General features: G+C 52.0%; 25 protein-coding genes. 2 read left to right on the forward strand and 23 right to left on the reverse strand.

Annotated features, from left to right (window positions below):
- Window positions 1-7: 7 nt before the first annotated feature.
- The 8 genes from rpsC to rpsJ are packed head-to-tail and all read right to left on the reverse strand — an operon-like array spanning window position 8 to window position 4,096.
- Complete coding sequence (rpsC, locus tag BFV65_RS19365) at window positions 8-709, reverse strand: 30S ribosomal protein S3 (RefSeq protein WP_000529945.1); 702 nt, start codon at window positions 707-709, stop codon at window positions 8-10.
- Window positions 710-726: 17 nt separating this feature from the next.
- Window positions 727-1,059, reverse strand: a complete 333-nt coding sequence (rplV, locus tag BFV65_RS19370; protein WP_002919773.1) for a 50S ribosomal protein L22 — start codon at window positions 1,057-1,059, stop codon at window positions 727-729.
- Window positions 1,060-1,073: 14 nt separating this feature from the next.
- On the reverse strand, window positions 1,074-1,352 hold the full coding sequence (gene rpsS, locus BFV65_RS19375; protein WP_001138117.1) for a 30S ribosomal protein S19: 279 nt from the start codon (window positions 1,350-1,352) through the stop codon (window positions 1,074-1,076).
- A gap of 16 nt (window positions 1,353-1,368) precedes the next feature.
- Entirely contained in the window at window positions 1,369-2,190 is an 822-nt protein-coding gene (rplB, locus tag BFV65_RS19380) for a 50S ribosomal protein L2 (RefSeq protein WP_000301859.1), read from the reverse strand.
- Window positions 2,191-2,207: 17 nt separating this feature from the next.
- Entirely contained in the window at window positions 2,208-2,510 is a 303-nt protein-coding gene (gene rplW, locus BFV65_RS19385) for a 50S ribosomal protein L23 (RefSeq protein WP_000617546.1), read from the reverse strand.
- Window positions 2,507-3,112: a 50S ribosomal protein L4 gene (gene rplD, locus BFV65_RS19390; protein WP_000424395.1), complete on the reverse strand. Its 606-nt coding sequence runs from the start codon at window positions 3,110-3,112 to the stop codon at window positions 2,507-2,509. Before rplD ends, rplW begins: the two co-directional genes overlap by 4 nt.
- Before the next feature lie 10 nt (window positions 3,113-3,122).
- Window positions 3,123-3,752 carry a 50S ribosomal protein L3 gene (gene rplC, locus BFV65_RS19395; protein ID WP_006178923.1) on the reverse strand — a complete coding sequence of 210 codons (630 nt, stop codon included), beginning with the start codon at window positions 3,750-3,752 and terminating at the stop codon, window positions 3,123-3,125.
- A 32-nt stretch (window positions 3,753-3,784) separates the two neighbouring features.
- Window positions 3,785-4,096: a 30S ribosomal protein S10 gene (rpsJ, locus tag BFV65_RS19400; protein WP_001181005.1), complete on the reverse strand. Its 312-nt coding sequence runs from the start codon at window positions 4,094-4,096 to the stop codon at window positions 3,785-3,787.
- A gap of 380 nt (window positions 4,097-4,476) precedes the next feature.
- On the opposite strand from rpsJ, the gene BFV65_RS19405 reads away from it, so the two are divergent.
- Window positions 4,477-4,950: a prepilin peptidase gene (locus BFV65_RS19405; protein WP_022649590.1), complete on the forward strand. Its 474-nt coding sequence runs from the start codon at window positions 4,477-4,479 to the stop codon at window positions 4,948-4,950.
- Here BFV65_RS19405 and bfr read toward each other — a convergent pair.
- The 11 genes from bfr to fkpA form a co-directional block, all read right to left on the reverse strand.
- Window positions 4,934-5,410: a bacterioferritin gene (gene bfr / locus BFV65_RS19410; RefSeq protein ID WP_003863270.1), complete on the reverse strand. Its 477-nt coding sequence runs from the start codon at window positions 5,408-5,410 to the stop codon at window positions 4,934-4,936. The genes BFV65_RS19405 and bfr overlap by 17 nt on opposite strands.
- Window positions 5,411-5,482: 72 nt before the next feature.
- A complete protein-coding gene (gene bfd / locus BFV65_RS19415; protein WP_003863268.1) occupies window positions 5,483-5,677 on the reverse strand; it encodes a bacterioferritin-associated ferredoxin in 195 nt (64 codons plus the stop codon).
- A gap of 178 nt (window positions 5,678-5,855) precedes the next feature.
- Window positions 5,856-7,040, reverse strand: coding sequence for an elongation factor Tu (tuf, locus tag BFV65_RS19420; protein ID WP_017693880.1), 1,185 nt, complete (start codon window positions 7,038-7,040; stop codon window positions 5,856-5,858).
- A 69-nt stretch (window positions 7,041-7,109) separates the two neighbouring features.
- Complete coding sequence (gene fusA, locus BFV65_RS19425) at window positions 7,110-9,224, reverse strand: elongation factor G (protein ID WP_022649591.1); 2,115 nt, start codon at window positions 9,222-9,224, stop codon at window positions 7,110-7,112.
- Between the two features lie 96 nt (window positions 9,225-9,320).
- On the reverse strand, window positions 9,321-9,791 hold the full coding sequence (rpsG, locus tag BFV65_RS19430) for a 30S ribosomal protein S7 (protein WP_003861706.1): 471 nt from the start codon (window positions 9,789-9,791) through the stop codon (window positions 9,321-9,323).
- Between the two features lie 96 nt (window positions 9,792-9,887).
- On the reverse strand, window positions 9,888-10,262 hold the full coding sequence (rpsL, locus tag BFV65_RS19435) for a 30S ribosomal protein S12 (protein ID WP_000246815.1): 375 nt from the start codon (window positions 10,260-10,262) through the stop codon (window positions 9,888-9,890).
- A 124-nt stretch (window positions 10,263-10,386) separates the two neighbouring features.
- Window positions 10,387-10,674 (reverse strand): sulfurtransferase complex subunit TusB, encoded by a 288-nt coding sequence (tusB, locus tag BFV65_RS19440; RefSeq protein ID WP_022649592.1) that lies wholly within the window; start codon window positions 10,672-10,674, stop codon window positions 10,387-10,389.
- A gap of 7 nt (window positions 10,675-10,681) precedes the next feature.
- The gene (gene tusC / locus BFV65_RS19445) at window positions 10,682-11,041 is read right to left on the reverse strand and encodes a sulfurtransferase complex subunit TusC (RefSeq protein ID WP_023298759.1); all 360 of its coding nucleotides are present in this window, start codon (window positions 11,039-11,041) and stop codon (window positions 10,682-10,684) included.
- Window positions 11,041-11,427 carry a sulfurtransferase complex subunit TusD gene (gene tusD / locus BFV65_RS19450; protein WP_069597007.1) on the reverse strand — a complete coding sequence of 129 codons (387 nt, stop codon included), beginning with the start codon at window positions 11,425-11,427 and terminating at the stop codon, window positions 11,041-11,043. Before tusD ends, tusC begins: the two co-directional genes overlap by 1 nt.
- Window positions 11,427-12,149 (reverse strand): helix-turn-helix transcriptional regulator, encoded by a 723-nt coding sequence (locus BFV65_RS19455; protein ID WP_003861697.1) that lies wholly within the window; start codon window positions 12,147-12,149, stop codon window positions 11,427-11,429. The genes tusD and BFV65_RS19455 overlap by 1 nt, the downstream gene beginning before the upstream one ends.
- A 167-nt stretch (window positions 12,150-12,316) precedes the next feature.
- Window positions 12,317-13,135 (reverse strand): FKBP-type peptidyl-prolyl cis-trans isomerase, encoded by an 819-nt coding sequence (fkpA, locus tag BFV65_RS19460; RefSeq protein WP_003861695.1) that lies wholly within the window; start codon window positions 13,133-13,135, stop codon window positions 12,317-12,319.
- Between the two features lie 238 nt (window positions 13,136-13,373).
- Between fkpA and BFV65_RS19465 the strand changes: the two genes are divergently transcribed.
- Window positions 13,374-13,592, forward strand: a complete 219-nt coding sequence (locus tag BFV65_RS19465; RefSeq protein WP_023298761.1) for a protein SlyX — start codon at window positions 13,374-13,376, stop codon at window positions 13,590-13,592.
- A 51-nt stretch (window positions 13,593-13,643) separates the two neighbouring features.
- On the opposite strand, the gene slyD is transcribed toward BFV65_RS19465, so the two are convergent.
- The 4 genes from slyD to kefG all read right to left on the reverse strand — a co-directional run bounded on the left by slyD (window position 13,644) and on the right by kefG (window position 16,899).
- On the reverse strand, window positions 13,644-14,234 hold the full coding sequence (gene slyD, locus BFV65_RS19470; protein ID WP_003861691.1) for a peptidylprolyl isomerase: 591 nt from the start codon (window positions 14,232-14,234) through the stop codon (window positions 13,644-13,646).
- Between the two features lie 94 nt (window positions 14,235-14,328).
- Entirely contained in the window at window positions 14,329-14,529 is a 201-nt protein-coding gene (locus BFV65_RS19475) for a YheV family putative zinc ribbon protein (RefSeq protein WP_022649597.1), read from the reverse strand.
- A gap of 13 nt (window positions 14,530-14,542) precedes the next feature.
- On the reverse strand, window positions 14,543-16,348 hold the full coding sequence (gene kefB / locus BFV65_RS19480) for a glutathione-regulated potassium-efflux system protein KefB (protein WP_003861688.1): 1,806 nt from the start codon (window positions 16,346-16,348) through the stop codon (window positions 14,543-14,545).
- Window positions 16,348-16,899, reverse strand: coding sequence for a glutathione-regulated potassium-efflux system ancillary protein KefG (gene kefG, locus BFV65_RS19485; RefSeq protein WP_003861686.1), 552 nt, complete (start codon window positions 16,897-16,899; stop codon window positions 16,348-16,350). The genes kefB and kefG overlap by 1 nt, the downstream gene beginning before the upstream one ends.
- Window positions 16,900-16,927 lie beyond the last annotated feature (28 nt).

Consider the following 16,927-nt stretch of genomic DNA (forward strand, 5'->3'; position numbering starts at 1 on the left):
ACGCTCCTTATTTACGGCCTTTACGCTGCTGCTTTTTAGGTTGAGCAGCCGGTTTTTCCGGTTGTTCAACAGCAGCCATACCACCCAGGATCTCACCTTTGAAGATCCATACCTTAACGCCGATTACACCGTAAGTGGTGTGCGCTTCAGAGGTGTTGTAGTCGATGTCAGCACGCAGAGTGTGCAGCGGTACGCGACCTTCGCGGTACCATTCGGTACGTGCGATTTCCGCGCCGCCCAGACGGCCGCTAACTTCAACTTTGATACCCTTAGCGCCCAGACGCATTGCGTTCTGTACAGCACGCTTCATAGCACGACGGAACATAACACGACGTTCCAGCTGAGAAGTGATGCTGTCAGCAACCAATTTAGCGTCCAGTTCAGGCTTACGAACTTCAGCGATATTGATCTGTGCAGGAACGCCAGCGATATCCGCTACGACCTTGCGCAGTTTTTCTACGTCTTCGCCTTTCTTACCGATAACGATGCCAGGGCGAGCAGTGTGAATAGTCACACGGATGCTCTTAGCTGGACGCTCGATAACGATACGAGATACAGACGCTTTAGCCAGTTCCTTAGTCAGGTACTGACGTACTTTAAAATCGCTGTCCAGGTTGTCAGCGAATTCTTTGGTGTTCGCAAACCAGGTAGAGTTCCATGGTTTTACAATACCCAGGCGAATACCATTAGGATGTACTTTCTGACCCATTGCTAGTCTCCAGAGTCTCAGCGATCGGACACAACCACAGTAATGTGGCTGGTGCGCTTCAGGATGCGATCTGCACGACCTTTCGCACGCGGCATAATGCGCTTCATGCTTGGGCCTTCATCTACGAAAATTTTCGCGACTTTCAGATCGTCGATGTCAGCGCCATCGTTGTGTTCAGCGTTAGCAATGGCAGATTCCAGTACTTTCTTGACCAATACCGCAGCTTTCTTGTTGGTATAGGTCAGGATGTCCAGGGCCTGCGACACTTTCTTACCGCGAATCAGGTCAGCAACAAGGCGAACCTTCTGTGCAGAAGAACGAGCATGGCGATGTTGAGCTAAAGTTTCCATCTCTTCCTCCTACCTTATTTCTTCTTCGCTTTTTTATCAGCAGCGTGGCCGCGATAAGTACGAGTCGGTGCGAATTCACCCAGTTTGTGACCAACCATTTCGTCGGTAACAAAGACTGGAACGTGCTGACGACCATTATGGACAGCGATGGTCAAACCGATCATGTTAGGAAAGATCGTTGAACGACGGGACCAAGTGCGCAGGGGCTTCTTGTCTCCGCTTTCCACCGCTTTCTCTACCTTCTTCAGCAAGTGCAGGTCAATAAAAGGACCTTTCTTGAGAGAACGTGGCATGGCTTATCCTCTAAAATTATTTGCTACGGCGACGTACGATAAATTTATCAGTACGCTTGTTGCTGCGGGTCTTCTTACCTTTGGTCTGAACGCCCCACGGAGTTACCGGGTGCTTACCAAAGTTACGACCTTCACCACCACCATGTGGGTGATCGACTGGGTTCATCGCAGTACCGCGAACGGTAGGACGAACACCACGCCAGCGTGCAGCACCAGCTTTACCCAGAACGCGCAGCATATGCTCAGCATTGCCAACTTCGCCCAGAGTAGCGCGGCAGTCTGCTTCGACTTTACGCATTTCACCAGAACGCAGACGCAGGGTGACATAAGCACCGTCACGCGCAACGATCTGAACGTAAGTACCCGCGGAACGCGCCAGCTGACCGCCTTTACCTGGTTTCATTTCTACGTTATGAACGGTAGAACCAACCGGGATATTGCGCATCGGCAGGGTGTTGCCTGCTTTGATTGCAGCATCAACGCCAGACTGAATCTGGTCGCCAGCTTTCAGGCCTTTAGGGGCCAGGATGTAACGGCGTTCGCCATCTTTGTACAGAACCAGCGCGATGTTCGCGGAACGGTTCGGATCGTACTCAAGACGCTCAACAACTGCTGGGATACCGTCTTTGTTGCGTTTGAAGTCAACAATACGATAAGCCTGCTTGTGGCCACCACCGATGTGACGAGTGGTGATACGGCCATTGTTGTTACGACCACCGGATTTGCTGTTTTTTTCCAGCAACGGAGCAAAAGGTTTGCCCTTGTGCAGCTCAGGGTTAACCACTTTAACTACGTGGCGACGACCCGGAGATGTCGGTTTACATTTAACAACTGCCATTGTATTACTCCTCCGACTTACTCAGCGCCGCCAACGAAGTCCAGGTTCTGGCCTTCTTTCAGGGTGACGTAAGCTTTTTTCCAGTCGCTACGACGACCGATACGCTGTCCGTGACGTTTAACTTTCCCTTTAACTACCAGGGTGTTAACGACTTCGACTTCGACTTCAAACAGTTTCTGCACAGCAGCTTTGATCTCTGCTTTGGTCGCGTCTTTAGCAACTTTGAGAACGATGGTGTTTGTTTTTTCCATCGCAGTAGACGCTTTTTCAGAAACGTGCGGTGCGCGCAGCACCTTCAGCAGACGTTCTTCACGAATCATGCCAGCATCTCCTCAACTTGCTTAACAGCATCAGCAGTCATTACGACTTTGTCGAAGGCGATCAGGCTAACCGGGTCGATACCAGTCGCGTCGCGTACGTCAACCTTGTGCAGGTTACGCGCGGCCAGGAACAGGTTCTCGTCCAGCTCACCGGTGATGATCAGCACATCTTCCAGAGCCATGTCTTTCAGTTTCTGTGCCAGCAGCTTAGTTTTAGGCGCTTCAACAGAGAACTTCTCGACAACGATCAGACGATCCTGACGTACCAGTTCGGACAGGATGCTTTTCAGCGCGCCGCGGTACATCTTTTTGTTAACTTTTTGACTGTGGTCCTGTGGACGCGCAGCGAAGGTCACGCCACCTGAACGCCAGATCGGGCTCTTGATAGAACCTGAACGCGCACGGCCGGTACCTTTCTGGCGCCATGGCTTTTTGCCTGAACCAGTTACTTCAGCACGAGTCTTCTGAGCACGAGTACCCTGACGAGCACCAGCTGCATAAGCAACAACAACCTGGTGAACCAGCGCTTCGTTGAAATCACGACCGAAGGTAGTTTCGGAAACAGTCAGCGCGCTCTGCGCGTCTTTCAATACTAATTCCATTGCTATCCCCTTACGCCTTCACAGCTGGTTTAACGATCAGGTCGCTACCGGTTGCACCCGGGACCGCACCTTTAACCAGCAGCAGGTTGCGCTCAGCGTCAACACGTACTACGTCCAGGCTCTGAACGGTTACACGTTCGTTGCCCAGCTGACCTGCCATTTTCTTGCCTTTGAACACTTTGCCCGGAGTCTGGTTCTGACCGATAGAACCCGGAACGCGGTGAGACAAGGAGTTACCGTGAGTAGCGTCCTGGGTACGGAAGTTCCAGCGCTTAACGGTACCAGCAAAACCTTTACCTTTAGAGGTACCGGTTACGTCAACTTTTTTAACGTCAGCAAACAGCTCAACGCTAATGTCCTGACCTACGGTGAACTCTTCGCCTTCAGCAAGACGGAATTCCCACAGACCACGGCCAGCTTCTACGCCAGCTTTAGCGAAGTGACCCGCTTCTGGTTTGGTTACACGGTTAGCTTTTTTAGCACCAGTGGTCACCTGAACAGCGCGGTAGCCATCGTTAGCCAGATCTTTAACCTGGGTAACGCGGTTTGCTTCAACTTCGATTACGGTTACTGGGATTGAAACGCCATCTTCAGTGAAGATGCGGGTCATGCCCACTTTTTTACCGACTAAACCAATCATTGTATCAACCTCTCAATCGCTCGATGACCTGATTAACCCAGGCTGATCTGCACGTCTACACCGGCAGCCAGATCCAGACGCATCAGAGCATCAACGGTTTTCTCAGTTGGCTCAACGATGTCAACCAGACGCTTGTGAGTGCGGATCTCGTACTGATCACGCGCATCTTTGTTAACGTGCGGAGAGATCAGAACGGTAAAGCGCTCTTTGCGGGTCGGCAGCGGGATCGGACCACGGACTTGCGCACCAGTGCGCTTAGCAGTCTCGACGATTTCCGCGGTTGATTGATCGATCAGACGATGATCAAACGCTTTAAGGCGGATACGGATTCTTTGGTTCTGCATGAGACCAGAGCTCCAATTATTTTATAAACGAAAATGATTACTCCTCAAACCCATTACGATTGATGGGAGAGTGTAACCGTTCTTACGTAGCTCCCCAATTGGGAGCATTGTTGAGTAACAAAGTGAGCTACTCTGGTTCAGATTGAACCCGCCGTCAATTACGACAAGCCCGCGCATTATACGTAAATCAGCGAAAGACGCAAGTGCCGTTTAGAAATTAAGCGCCAAAGTCGTACTCTGCGTAAGGCCTCGCAATTTTTTATGCAAAGTATCCCTTCTCATCTCTTTGTCTGAAGCCGCTATGCAATTGTTGTTTTTACACATTGCCGGGCATGCAGATTGTTACGAGTATGCGCTCAAACCATTTTGAGGCTCTCGCTATGCTAATGTCCCTCCCCTTTCTGCTGATCTATTTTGCGTTATCGGCCTTGCTTGTACGCACCGATATTCGCACGGGGCTGCTTCCCGATAAATTCCTTTGCCCGCTGCTATGGACGGGCCTGCTCTACCAGCTTTGTCTTCATCCTGATTTTTTGCCGAGCGCGGTAGTGGGTGCGACGGCAGGATACGCCGGATTCGCCGTTATCTATTGGGGATATCGACTCATCTGCCGATGTGAAGGGATGGGATATGGCGACATAAAATATCTGGCGGCGCTGGGAGCATGGCATGGCTGGTGTGTACTGCCAGTACTGGCATTAGTGGCCGCGTTAATGGCTCTGCTGTATCTGGTTGGTTTCTCGTTGTTCAACCCTGATAAGCAGGCATTAAAAAACCCACTGCCTTTTGGGCCATTTCTGGCGGCAGCGGGTTTATGCGTTGGCTGGGAAAGCCTGATTAACTTTCCACTTTGATCTGAGACTGAAGGTAGTTCTGTAGGCCAATTTTGCTAATGAGATCCAGTTCGGTCTCAAGCCAGTCGATGTGCCCTTCTTCATCGGCCAGGATCTGGATCATCATATCCCGGCTGACGTAGTCATGTACGCTGTCTGCATAGGCAATGGCTTCACGCAGGTCTTTTGCACCCTCCAGCTCTAGCCGGAGATCAGAACGCAGCATCTCTTCAACATCTTCTCCGATGCCCAGTTTTCCGAGATCCTGTAGGTTAGGAATGCCTTCGAGGAATAAAATACGCTCAATATATTTATCGGCGTGTTTCATTTCATCAATGGACTCATGGTATTCAACATCGTTGAGGCGAGTCAGTCCCCAGTTTTTGAACATTCTTGCATGGAGAAAATACTGATTAATTGCGACAAGCTCATTTCCCAATAATTTATTGAGATAACTTATGATTTTAACATCACCTTTCATTATATAGTCCCTCCGCTTCCACTCATTGAAGCGTAGATCGGGCTACGGGGATGTCAAAAAAAAGATGGAGGCTTACGCGATCTCTTTGAATTCCGGGATCTGCATCAGTTCGTCCTGCATGATCTCACGCGCTGCGCGAACGCATTTACCGCATTGATTTCCCACCGGAACAAACTTACGAAGCTGCTGGAAAGATTGTGGTTGAAACTGGCGAACGGCCTGACGAATTTTTTTGTCGCTTACACCATTACATAAACAAACGTACATAAAGACTCCCGTTCAAAATATGCGCAAAGTGTAAGTGAGAATGGTTATGATTACAATAGCACGGGCGTCGGAATACGTGGCGGGAGAAAGCAAAAAATGCGAATTTTTATGACAATGCCCAACGGCAGAAAACAAAAAAAGGACGCCGAAGCGTCCTTTTTATTTCAGGGATAATTAATTAGCCCAGAACTTTAGCAACAACGCCCGCGCCAACGGTACGGCCGCCTTCACGGATTGCGAAACGCAGACCGTCATCCATCGCGATTGGGTGGATCAGAGTCACAACCATCTTGATGTTGTCGCCTGGCATTACCATCTCTACGCCTTCTGGCAGTTCGATGGTACCGGTCACGTCAGTTGTACGGAAGTAGAACTGTGGACGGTAGCCTTTGAAGAACGGAGTATGACGGCCGCCTTCGTCTTTGGACAGAATGTACACTTCAGATTCGAACTTGGTGTGTGGCTTGATTGAGCCTGGCTTCGCCAGAACCTGACCACGTTCGATTTCTTCACGTTTGATACCACGCAGCAGAACACCAACGTTCTCACCAGCACGGCCTTCGTCCAGCAGTTTGCGGAACATTTCAACGCCAGTACAGGTAGACTTCGCAGTCTCTTTGATACCAACGATTTCAACTTCTTCACCAACTTTGATGATACCGCGCTCTACACGACCGGTAACAACGGTACCACGACCGGAGATGGAGAATACGTCTTCGATTGGCAGCAGGAATGGCTTGTCAATCGCACGCTCTGGTTCTGGGATGTAAGAATCCAGGTAGCCAGCCAGTTCGATGATTTTCTCTTCCCACTCTGCTTCGCCTTCCAGCGCTTTCAGCGCGGAACCACGAACGATTGGGGTATCGTCGCCTGGGAAATCGTACTGAGACAGCAGTTCACGAACTTCCATCTCTACCAGTTCCAGCAGCTCTTCGTCATCAACCATGTCGCATTTGTTCAGGAACACGATGATGAAAGGAACGCCTACCTGACGACCCAGCAGGATGTGCTCACGAGTCTGAGGCATAGGGCCGTCAGTCGCAGCAACAACCAGGATCGCGCCGTCCATCTGCGCAGCACCGGTGATCATGTTTTTAACATAGTCGGCGTGGCCTGGGCAGTCTACGTGTGCGTAGTGGCGAGTCGGGGTGTCATACTCAACGTGAGAGGTGTTGATGGTGATACCACGAGCTTTTTCTTCTGGTGCGTTATCGATCTGGTCGAAAGCACGAGCAGCACCGCCGTAGGTTTTAGCCAGTACGGTAGTGATTGCAGCAGTCAGGGTAGTTTTACCATGGTCAACGTGGCCGATAGTACCAACGTTGACGTGCGGTTTTGTACGTTCAAATTTTTCTTTAGACACGGCTATATTCCTTACTATAGTGCTCTCCCCTTCGGAGAGAGCACGGGACTTAGGTTTTAATCCTGTGGATTACTTACCACGGGCTTCGATAACGGCCTGAGCTACGTTGTTCGGCGCATCATCATACTTCAGGAATTCCATAGTGTATGATGCACGACCTTTGGTCAGAGAACGCAGCTGAGTTGCATATCCGAACATTTCAGACAGCGGAACTTCAGCGTGGATCTTAACGCCAGTTACTTCGGATTCCTGACCACGCAGCATACCGCGACGACGGCTCAAGTCACCGATAACGTCACCGGTGTTCTCTTCCGGAGTTTCTACTTCAACCTTCATGATTGGCTCAAGCAGAACTGGTTTTGCTTTCTTAAAGCCTTCTTTAAAGGCAATAGACGCAGCCAGTTTAAACGCCAGTTCAGAGGAGTCAACGTCGTGGTAAGAACCGAAGTGCAGACGAACACCCATGTCTACAACCGGGTAACCAGCCAGAGGACCAGCTTTCAGCTGCTCCTGGATACCTTTATCAACGGCAGGGATGTATTCGCCAGGAATTACACCACCTTTGATGTCGTTGATGAACTCGTAACCTTTAGGGTTAGAGCCCGGCTCCAGTGGGTACATGTCGATCACAACGTGACCGTACTGACCGCGACCACCAGACTGCTTAGCGTGTTTACCTTCAACATCGGTAACTTTCGCGCGAATCGCTTCGCGGTAAGCAACCTGAGGTTTACCCACGTTCGCTTCAACGTTGAATTCACGCTTCATACGGTCAACGATGATGTCCAGGTGCAGTTCACCCATACCAGCGATGATGGTCTGGTTAGATTCTTCATCAGTCCATACGCGGAATGATGGGTCTTCTTTCGCCAGACGGCCCAGAGCCAGACCCATTTTTTCCTGGTCAGCTTTGGTTTTTGGTTCAACCGCGATGGAGATTACCGGCTCAGGGAATTCCATACGCTCCAGAATGATCGGGTGATCCGGGTCACACAGGGTGTCACCAGTAGTCACGTCTTTCAGACCGATAGCAGCAGCGATGTCGCCCGCACGAACTTCTTTGATCTCTTCACGTTTGTTAGCGTGCATCTGTACGATACGGCCAAAACGTTCACGCGCCGATTTCACGGAGTTCAGGATGGTGTCACCGGAGTTAACCACACCAGAGTAAACGCGGAAGAAGGTCAGGTTACCCACGAATGGGTCGGTAGCAATTTTGAACGCCAGCGCAGAGAACGGCTCGTCATCACTTGCGTGACGCTCAGCCGGAGTATCTTTACCGTCGTCCAGGATGCCGTTGATCGCAGGAACGTCAACCGGGGATGGCAGGTAGTCAACTACCGCATCCAGCATTGCCTGAACACCTTTGTTCTTGAACGCAGAACCACAGGTTACCAGGATGATTTCGTTGTTCAGAACACGCTGACGCAGAGCAGATTTGATCTCTTGCTCAGTCAGTTCTTCACCACCCAGGTATTTCTCCATCAGCTCTTCAGAAGCTTCTGCTGCGGATTCGATCAGGTTCTGGTGCCATTCGTCAGCCAGGTCCTGCATCTCTGCCGGGATATCTTCGTATTCGAAGGTAACGCCCGCATCTGCTTCGTTCCAGTTGATGGCTTTCATTTTCACCAGGTCGATAACACCGGTGAAGCCTTCTTCAGCACCAATTGCCAGCTGAAGCGGAACAGGGTTCGCGCCCAGACGGGTTTTGATCTGGCCAACAACTTTCAGGAAGTTAGCACCCATACGGTCCATTTTGTTAACGAACGCGATGCGTGGAACTTTATATTTGTTAGCCTGACGCCATACGGTTTCAGACTGTGGCTGAACACCACCAACTGCGCAATAAACCATTACCGCGCCGTCAAGAACACGCATGGAACGTTCTACTTCGATGGTGAAGTCAACGTGCCCTGGGGTGTCGATGATGTTTACGCGATGCGGTTCGTACTGCTTAGCCATACCTGACCAGAAAGCAGTAGTCGCTGCGGAGGTGATAGTAATACCACGCTCCTGCTCCTGTTCCATCCAGTCCATGGTGGCTGCGCCGTCATGAACTTCACCGATTTTATGGTTTACACCGGTGTAGAACAGAATACGTTCGGTAGTAGTGGTTTTACCGGCGTCGATGTGCGCACTGATACCGATGTTACGGTAGCGTGCGATGGGTGTTGTACGAGCCATTTGATTCCTCGTTTATATCTTTAGGCGTTCAGTTAAGTTACCCAGAGCGGGCGGCTTCTCTGAAGCGCCCGCCTGGTGACTACGACTCCGAAGGGATTACCAACGGTAGTGTGCGAACGCCTTGTTGGCTTCTGCCATACGGTGAACGTCTTCACGTTTCTTAACTGCAGTACCTTTGTTTTCTGCAGCATCAGAAAGTTCGTTCGCCAGACGCAGAGCCATGGATTTATCACCGCGTTTACGAGCAGCTTCAACGATCCAACGCATTGCCAGAGCATTACGACGAACCGGACGAACTTCAACTGGAACCTGATAAGTAGAACCACCAACGCGGCGAGACTTAACTTCTACAGTCGGGCGCACGTTGTCGAGAGCGACTTCGAAAGCTTCCAGTTCATTTTTACCAGAACGCTGAGCCAGGGTCTCCAGCGCGCTGTATACGATTGCTTCTGCAGTAGATTTTTTACCATCTACCATCAGGATATTTACAAATTTTGCCAGCAGTTCTGATCCGAATTTCGGATCTGGAAGAATTTTACGCTGACCAATGACGCGACGACGTGGCATGGGATTACTCCGTTGTTAATTCAGGATTGTCCAAAACTCTACGAGTTTAGTTTGACATTAAGATAAATCAGTTTGGCCTTACTTAACGGAGAACCATTAAGCCTTAGGACGCTTCACGCCGTACTTGGAGCGAGCCTGCTTACGGTCTTTAACACCTGAGCAGTCCAGCGCACCACGAACGGTGTGGTAACGAACACCCGGAAGGTCTTTAACACGACCGCCACGGATCAGGATCACGGAGTGCTCCTGAAGGTTGTGACCTTCACCACCGATGTAGGAAGTCACTTCGAAACCGTTAGTCAAACGCACACGGCATACTTTACGCAGTGCGGAGTTTGGTTTTTTAGGAGTGGTGGTATATACACGAGTACATACGCCACGTTTCTGCGGGCAGGCTTCCAGCGCAGGCACGTTGCTTTTTGCAACTTTGCGTGCACGTGGTTTGCGTACCAGCTGGTTAACTGTTGCCATTAAATAGCTCCTGGTTTTAGCTTTTGCTTCGTAAACACGTAATAAAACGACCTCATACAATATGAGGACGCGAAATTTTAGGGCTACGTCGAAAAGGTGTCAAGAAATATACAGCGATCTCAAATCACCAGTTCATTTGACTGGCGTGCGTCACAGTAAGATTGACGAAATCAGTATAGCCAACCACGTCAATTTTGGCTGAAATTTGACCAGAAAGACCCCGCGCATCCAGATCCTCTTTAAGCGCAGAGACTGTTATGGGGGCATTAGCGAGGATTTCAACAAAACGGCTGCCATCAAGCGCCGCGAGCACGCCATCCTGAATCAGCAGCAGATCATCGCCTTCGCGCAGCATGCTCAGTAACGTGTCGATATCGCATTGCCACGGTGAACGGCTCAGGGTATGGAGCATGACAGCCTCAGAAAGTCAGAACGGTATCGTAGTGAGAAAGTTGTTCGCGCAGCGCAGAAGATGTCAGGATCGTCACGTCCAGCACGAACGGTATTTTCTCATTTAACCCACGAGCGGCCAGCGAGTCGGCGCACACATAGAAGGTTTCAATGTCATAGAGCGGCAGAACTTTAAAGGTCGCAATGTAGTCGCGCGCAAGAATAGCCTGCGGTTGTTGGCCTGCCAGAAGCTGGAATACGCCATCGCCTAAAAAGAAGACGCCAATATCTTCGGTTAGAGCCGAGGTCGCGAGCAATGCATCCAGCCCTTCCCGGCCTGAAGCGCTGCCATGCGGGGCAGAAGTAAAAACAAACGCTACGCGCTTCATCAAAATTGCACCACTCTGTCGCAGGTCAACGCCGCCTGTGCTAATGCGCCTAATCCGCTGAGCGAAAAGCCCGGTTGCAGGTTAGGCCCTGCCAGACCAAGGCGTTCGGCTTCAGTCGCATCCGTCACGCCGCGACGCAGTGCCGCCGCGACGCAGATATGCAGGTCGACGCCCTGCGTTTCGTTTAATTTTTGCCAGGCGCGCACAAGGTCAAACTCATCGCTCGCCGGGGACGTAAACTGGTTCGCGTTATAGACCCCTTCACGATAGAAGAAGACGCTTGCCAGTTCATGACCGGCATCAAGCAGCGCATGGGCAAACTGTAGCGCGCTGCTGGCCTGCTGGGTACCGTACGCCGGGCCCGTCACCATTAACGCAAAACGCATTACTTGTCTTGCCCCAGGAAGTCGCCGCTTTTGAACTGGCGAATATAGAGGTAAACCGTGTGTTTGGAGATATTCAGGCGATCGGCCACCTGGTTGATGGCATCTTTGATATCAAAAATCCCTTTCTCATAGAGGTTCAGGACGATCTGACGATTCTTGGCGTTGTTGGATACGTTGCGATCGGCATTCACCTCTTCAATGGTGAACTCCAGCGTCTGTGTCACGAGATCCTCAACAGAAGAGGCAAAGTTCACCGATGAGCCCACGTCCGGCGTTTCTGGCGGAATGAAAGTGCTCATGATTTGCGAGAATGGCACATCAAGGTTCATGTTGATGCACAGCAGACCGATCACCCGGTGTTCGCGGTTTCGAATCGCGATAGTTTCTGATTTCATCAGCACGCCGCTTTTGGCGCGGGTGAAATAGCATTTTGAGACGCTGCTGTCCGCGCCGGTCATGTCATGCAACATACGCAATGCAAGGTCGGTGATTGGCGAACCAATTTTACGGCCAGTGTGCTCACCATTCGCAATGCGGATAGCGGAACACTTAAGATCTTGCAGGGAATGCAATACGATTTCGCAGTGGGAACCAATGAGCATCGCTAACCCGTCCACTACCGCTTCGTAGGATTTCAGAATATCGAAGTCGGTCTGGTCAAATGGACGTTGATCCAGCAAATCAAGTTCACTGGTTTCGTTGGTTAAAAGCGACCTGGACATGAAAAAAACACTCCTTTTCAGGAGCCTGTCGTTAGGTTTTCAGGGCAGGCTCATTATCTACACGGACAACTAAATTAATACAGCGTGTATAACGCTTTCCAGTGTTAATTATATCTGCCCCACAATAAAAAAACCGCCGCCTGTAAAGGCGGCGGTTTTTTTCAGCATTACTTCTTAGCTGCTGCGGCTTTGTCGTCAGCCGGTGCGTCTGTTTTCGCATCCGCTTTCGGCGCCGGTTTGATGTCCAGCAGTTCTACATCAAATACCAGCGTAGAGTTAGCCGGGATACCCGGAACGCCGGTTTTGCCGTAAGCCAGATCCGGTGGGATGACCAGCTTGATTTTACCGCCTTTCTTGATGTTCTTCAGGCCTTCGGTCCAGCCCGGGATCACACCGTCCAGACGGAAGGAGAGAGGCTCACCGCGAGTATAAGAATTATCGAATTCTTTACCGTCGATCAGCGTACCTTTGTAGTTAACTACAACGGTGTCGCTGTCTTTAGGCGCGTCGCCGGTACCTTCTTTCTCAACTTTATAGATCAGGCCAGTAGAAGACGTTTTAACGCCTTTCTCTTTAGCGAACTTATCGCGGTAGGCTTTGCCTTTCGCTTCGTTATCTTTAGCGTCTGCTTCCATCTTGGTCTGAGCGGCGCCTTTCACGCGCGCTTCAAACGCTTGCAGAGTCTGCTCGATTTCCTGGTCAGACAGTTTGCTCTTGTCTGCGAACGCATCCTGAACCCCTGCGATCAGCTGGTTTTTGTCCAGTTTGATGCCCAGTTTCTCTTGTTCTTTCAGAGAGTTTTCCATGTAACGGCCCAGAGACGCGCCAAGTGCGTAGGCGGATTTCTGGTCGTCATTCTTGAATGCCGCTTTGCTGTCTGTAGTCGCAGCAGGCTTCGCAGCAGTATCAGCAGCGAAAGACAGCGGCGCATTGAGCGCTACAGCCATAGTGGTCGCCAGCAGCGTAACTTTAAACAGTGATTTCATCCATATCTCCAGGACCTGAGGTCTCTCACCCCAGTGTTAAACGTAAATGAGTGACGTACTATAAAACGTTGTGGAAGAAATCTACAGACAGACTCCCCCGAATGTCGCTTCTTTTCAGACTATTTTTGTTTAAATAAGTTTCTTGTCAGGGAGATGGATACTGTACTTAAGGAAAAAGTCAGATAAACTTCGCCGCCGCTGGTCCATTATGGCGCATGAGAGATAAACGAGGTGAATGATGAAGGATACAACGATCGAAGCGAGACTGGCTGAGCTGGAAAGCCGCCTGGCTTTTCAGGACATCACCATCGAAGAACTGAACCAGACCGTGACGGCTCATGAGCTTGAAATGGCAAAAATGCGCGATTTGATGCGACTTCTCACTGAAAAAGTGAAGGCAACGCAGTCGTCGCACATCGCCTCTCAGGCTGAAGAGACGCCACCACCTCATTATTGAGGCGTAAAAAAAGCGGGATTATCCCGCTTTTTTATTTTCCGCAGTACGGAATCAGTGGCAGCCGCAGCCGCCGTTACCGCAACCACCTTTACCGTGGCCGTGGTCATGACCATGATCGTGGCCGTGACCACCGCAGCAGCCGTCGTGGCCGTGATCGTGGTCATGGTCGTGACCGTGCGCACCATGAACGTGGCCATGAGCCAGCTCTTCTTCGGTCGCTTCACGGATAGCAACAACTTCTACGTTGAACTTCAGGTTCTGACCAGCCAGCATGTGGTTGCCGTCAACCACAACGTGGTCGTCTTCAACTTCTGTGATTTCAACCGGAACCGGACCCTGGTCAGTTTCAGCCAGGAAGCGCATGCCAACCTGCAACTCGTCAACGCCCATGAACACGTCTTTAGGAACGCGCTGAACCAGGTTGTCATCATACTGACCGTAAGCGTCGTTCGCGCCGACAGCAACGTCGAATTTGTCGCCAACTTCATGACCTTCCAGCGCCGTTTCCAGGCCGGAAATCAGGGAACCGTGACCATGCAGGTAGTCCAGCGGCGCACTCACCGGAGACTCATCAACCAACACACCGTCTTCTGTACGTACCTGATAGGCCAGGCTGACCACCAGGTCTTTTGCTACTTTCATGATATCTCCTGAGCGTGGGAAAATTGCTGGCGCAGATTGTAGCGGAATTCTGCACCCGTGTACCCTTAAGCTTAAAAAAACTCAGAGCATATCGCTAGTCTGGATGAAAAATGCCGATCACTTGCTCTTCTTTGCGAACGTGATCGCGGGCTTCTTTGTCGGCCTCACGCATCTGGTGACCGCACTTAACACATTCAACAATATCGATATTATTCTCCCGCCACATGGCCAGCGTATCTTGCGCCTGGCAGGACGGGCATTTTGCGCCCGCGATAAAGCGTTTACGTAAAGCCATCTTTCGTTACCCTTTATTCAAATTCATCCCAGCCGTCGAGCTGGCGTCGTTCCTGTTGCATCTCACGCTGGAAGATCTCCTCCAGTTCGCGACGCGCTTCCCGCACGCGGGAGATCTGCGCCGTGTCGCTGTGCACAGGCATCAGTTCACGCAGCATTCGCATATCCAGCCGGCGGAAATGCATCTGGGCGCGTTGCGCCTGGTGAGGATGCATACCCAGCGAAACCAGCGCCTTGCGCCCCAGCTCCAGCGCGCTGGAGAAGGTTTCGCGGGAGAAGTGTTTCACACCCGCCTGCAAAAGTTCGTGAGCCTCAACACGTCCGCGCGCACGCGCCAGAATATGCAGATGCGGGAAATGCTGCTGGCACAGCTCCACCAGCTTCATTGTGTCTTCCGGATCGTTACAGGTGATGACGATGGACTCCGCAGCCTCTGCGCCCGCCGAGCGCAACAGCTCAAGCTGCGTCGCATCCCCGTAGTACACCTTATAACCATATTTGCGCATCAGGTTGACGGCGCTGATATCGCGCTCCAGCACCGTAATGCGCATTTTATTTGCCATCAACAGGCGACCAATCACCTGTCCGAAGCGGCCAAAGCCCACGACGATCACCTGCGGTTTATCATCTTCCACCCACGGCGCTTCGTCTTCATCGTCTGCGGGATTAAGACGGCGCGACAGCAGTTTGTCCACCAGCTTCATCAGCAGCGGCGTGGTCATCATCGACAGCGTGACCGTCACCAGCAGCAGCGCCATCTGGTCATCTTTAAACAGCTTCTGTGACGACGCAGTGGAAAACAGCACAAACGCAAACTCTCCGCCCTGACTTAACACGCTGGAAAACTGCATCCTTTCCGAGCTGCGCAGCCCGTAAATCCTCGCGAGGAGATACAGCACCAGCGTTTTGACCGCCACCAGTACGGCGACACTCGCAATAACCCACAGCAGATGGGTATAGAGCACGCCAAGATTAAGCGCCATACCCACCGAGATAAAGAACAGCCCTAACAGCAGCCCCTTAAACGGATCGATGGCGGTCTCCAGCTCGTGGCGGTACTCGCTTTCCGCAAGCAGCACCCCGGCGATAAACGTCCCGAGCGCCATCGACAGCCCCAGCGCATCCATAAACAGCGCTGAACCAAGCACCAGCAGCAGCGTTGCGGCGGTGAAGACCTCGCGTACGCCGGATGCCGCAATAAACCGGAACACTGGACGCAGTAAAAACCGTCCGCCGATCAGCATCCCCGCGAAGGCCAGCACCTTCATGGAGATCTTCATCCAGTCGAAATGATCGTCTCCGGAGCCTGCCAGCAGCGGCACCAGCGCCAGCGCCGGGATCACCGCTAAATCCTGGAACAGCAGCACCGAAAAGCCCAGTTGCCCCGCCTCGTTGCGGTTCATCCCTTTGTCGCGCATCAGCTGAAGCGCCATCGCCGTCGACGACATCGCAAGACCGATCCCGCCAATCACCGCGGCCTGCCAGGAAAACTGCGTCAGCATCAGCAGGCCCGCCAGAATGGCGGCGCTGAGCAATACCTGCGCCGCCCCGACGCCAAAAATAGATTGCCGCAGTTGCCACAGCTTGGACGGATTAAGCTCAAGCCCGATGATAAACATCAGGAACACCACGCCCAGCTCGGAGAAGTGGAGAATTTCATCCACATCGCTGATAAACCCAAGCCCCCAGGGACCAATGGCTATCCCCGCCAGCAAATAGCCCAGCACCGCGCCAATGCCGAGACGCGCGGCAAGGGGGACCGCGACGACGGCGGCAAACAAAAACAGCACCCCGGCGAGGAGTAAATTCGAACCGTCCATTAGCGTCCTCCCGCCGGAATCGGTGACGCCAGCCATTCGCCATAGGCCCTGGCATGGCTCGCCAGCGCTTTCGGATCCTGCCGCCGTGCCCAGTAGATAATAATCGGGCTCATCCAGTGCATACGGCACATCGCCGCCGTCAGCTCAAACGGCCGCAGAATGTCGCTCATGGGGTAACGGTTCAGCCCGTCGTGACGGTAAGCGCTTTCCGGCTCACCGGTGGTGATGACACTCCGCCAGTACTTTCCCGCCAGCTGGTTGCCCCCCACCCCGCTGGAAAATCCCCGGCTCAGCACGCGGTCCAGCCACTCTTTCAGCAGCGCCGGACAGCTATAGGTATAAAGCGGATGCTGGAACACAATCACGTCGTGCTGACGCAGCAGTTCCTGCTCGTAAGGAATATCAATAAAGAAATCGGGATAGTGCGCGTAGAGATCGTGCACCGTTACGTTACTGAGCTGTGTGGCCGGCTTAAGCAGCACCCGGTTTGCCACCGAGTCCTGTGATTCCGGATGGGCATACAGCAGCAGCACTTTCGCTGTCTGAGACATCACTCCCCTCCCGGTTCTGTTTTTGTGT

This window comes from Enterobacter hormaechei subsp. hoffmannii, assembly GCF_001729745.1.
In the GTDB taxonomy this organism is placed as follows: domain Bacteria; phylum Pseudomonadota; class Gammaproteobacteria; order Enterobacterales; family Enterobacteriaceae; genus Enterobacter; species Enterobacter intestinihominis.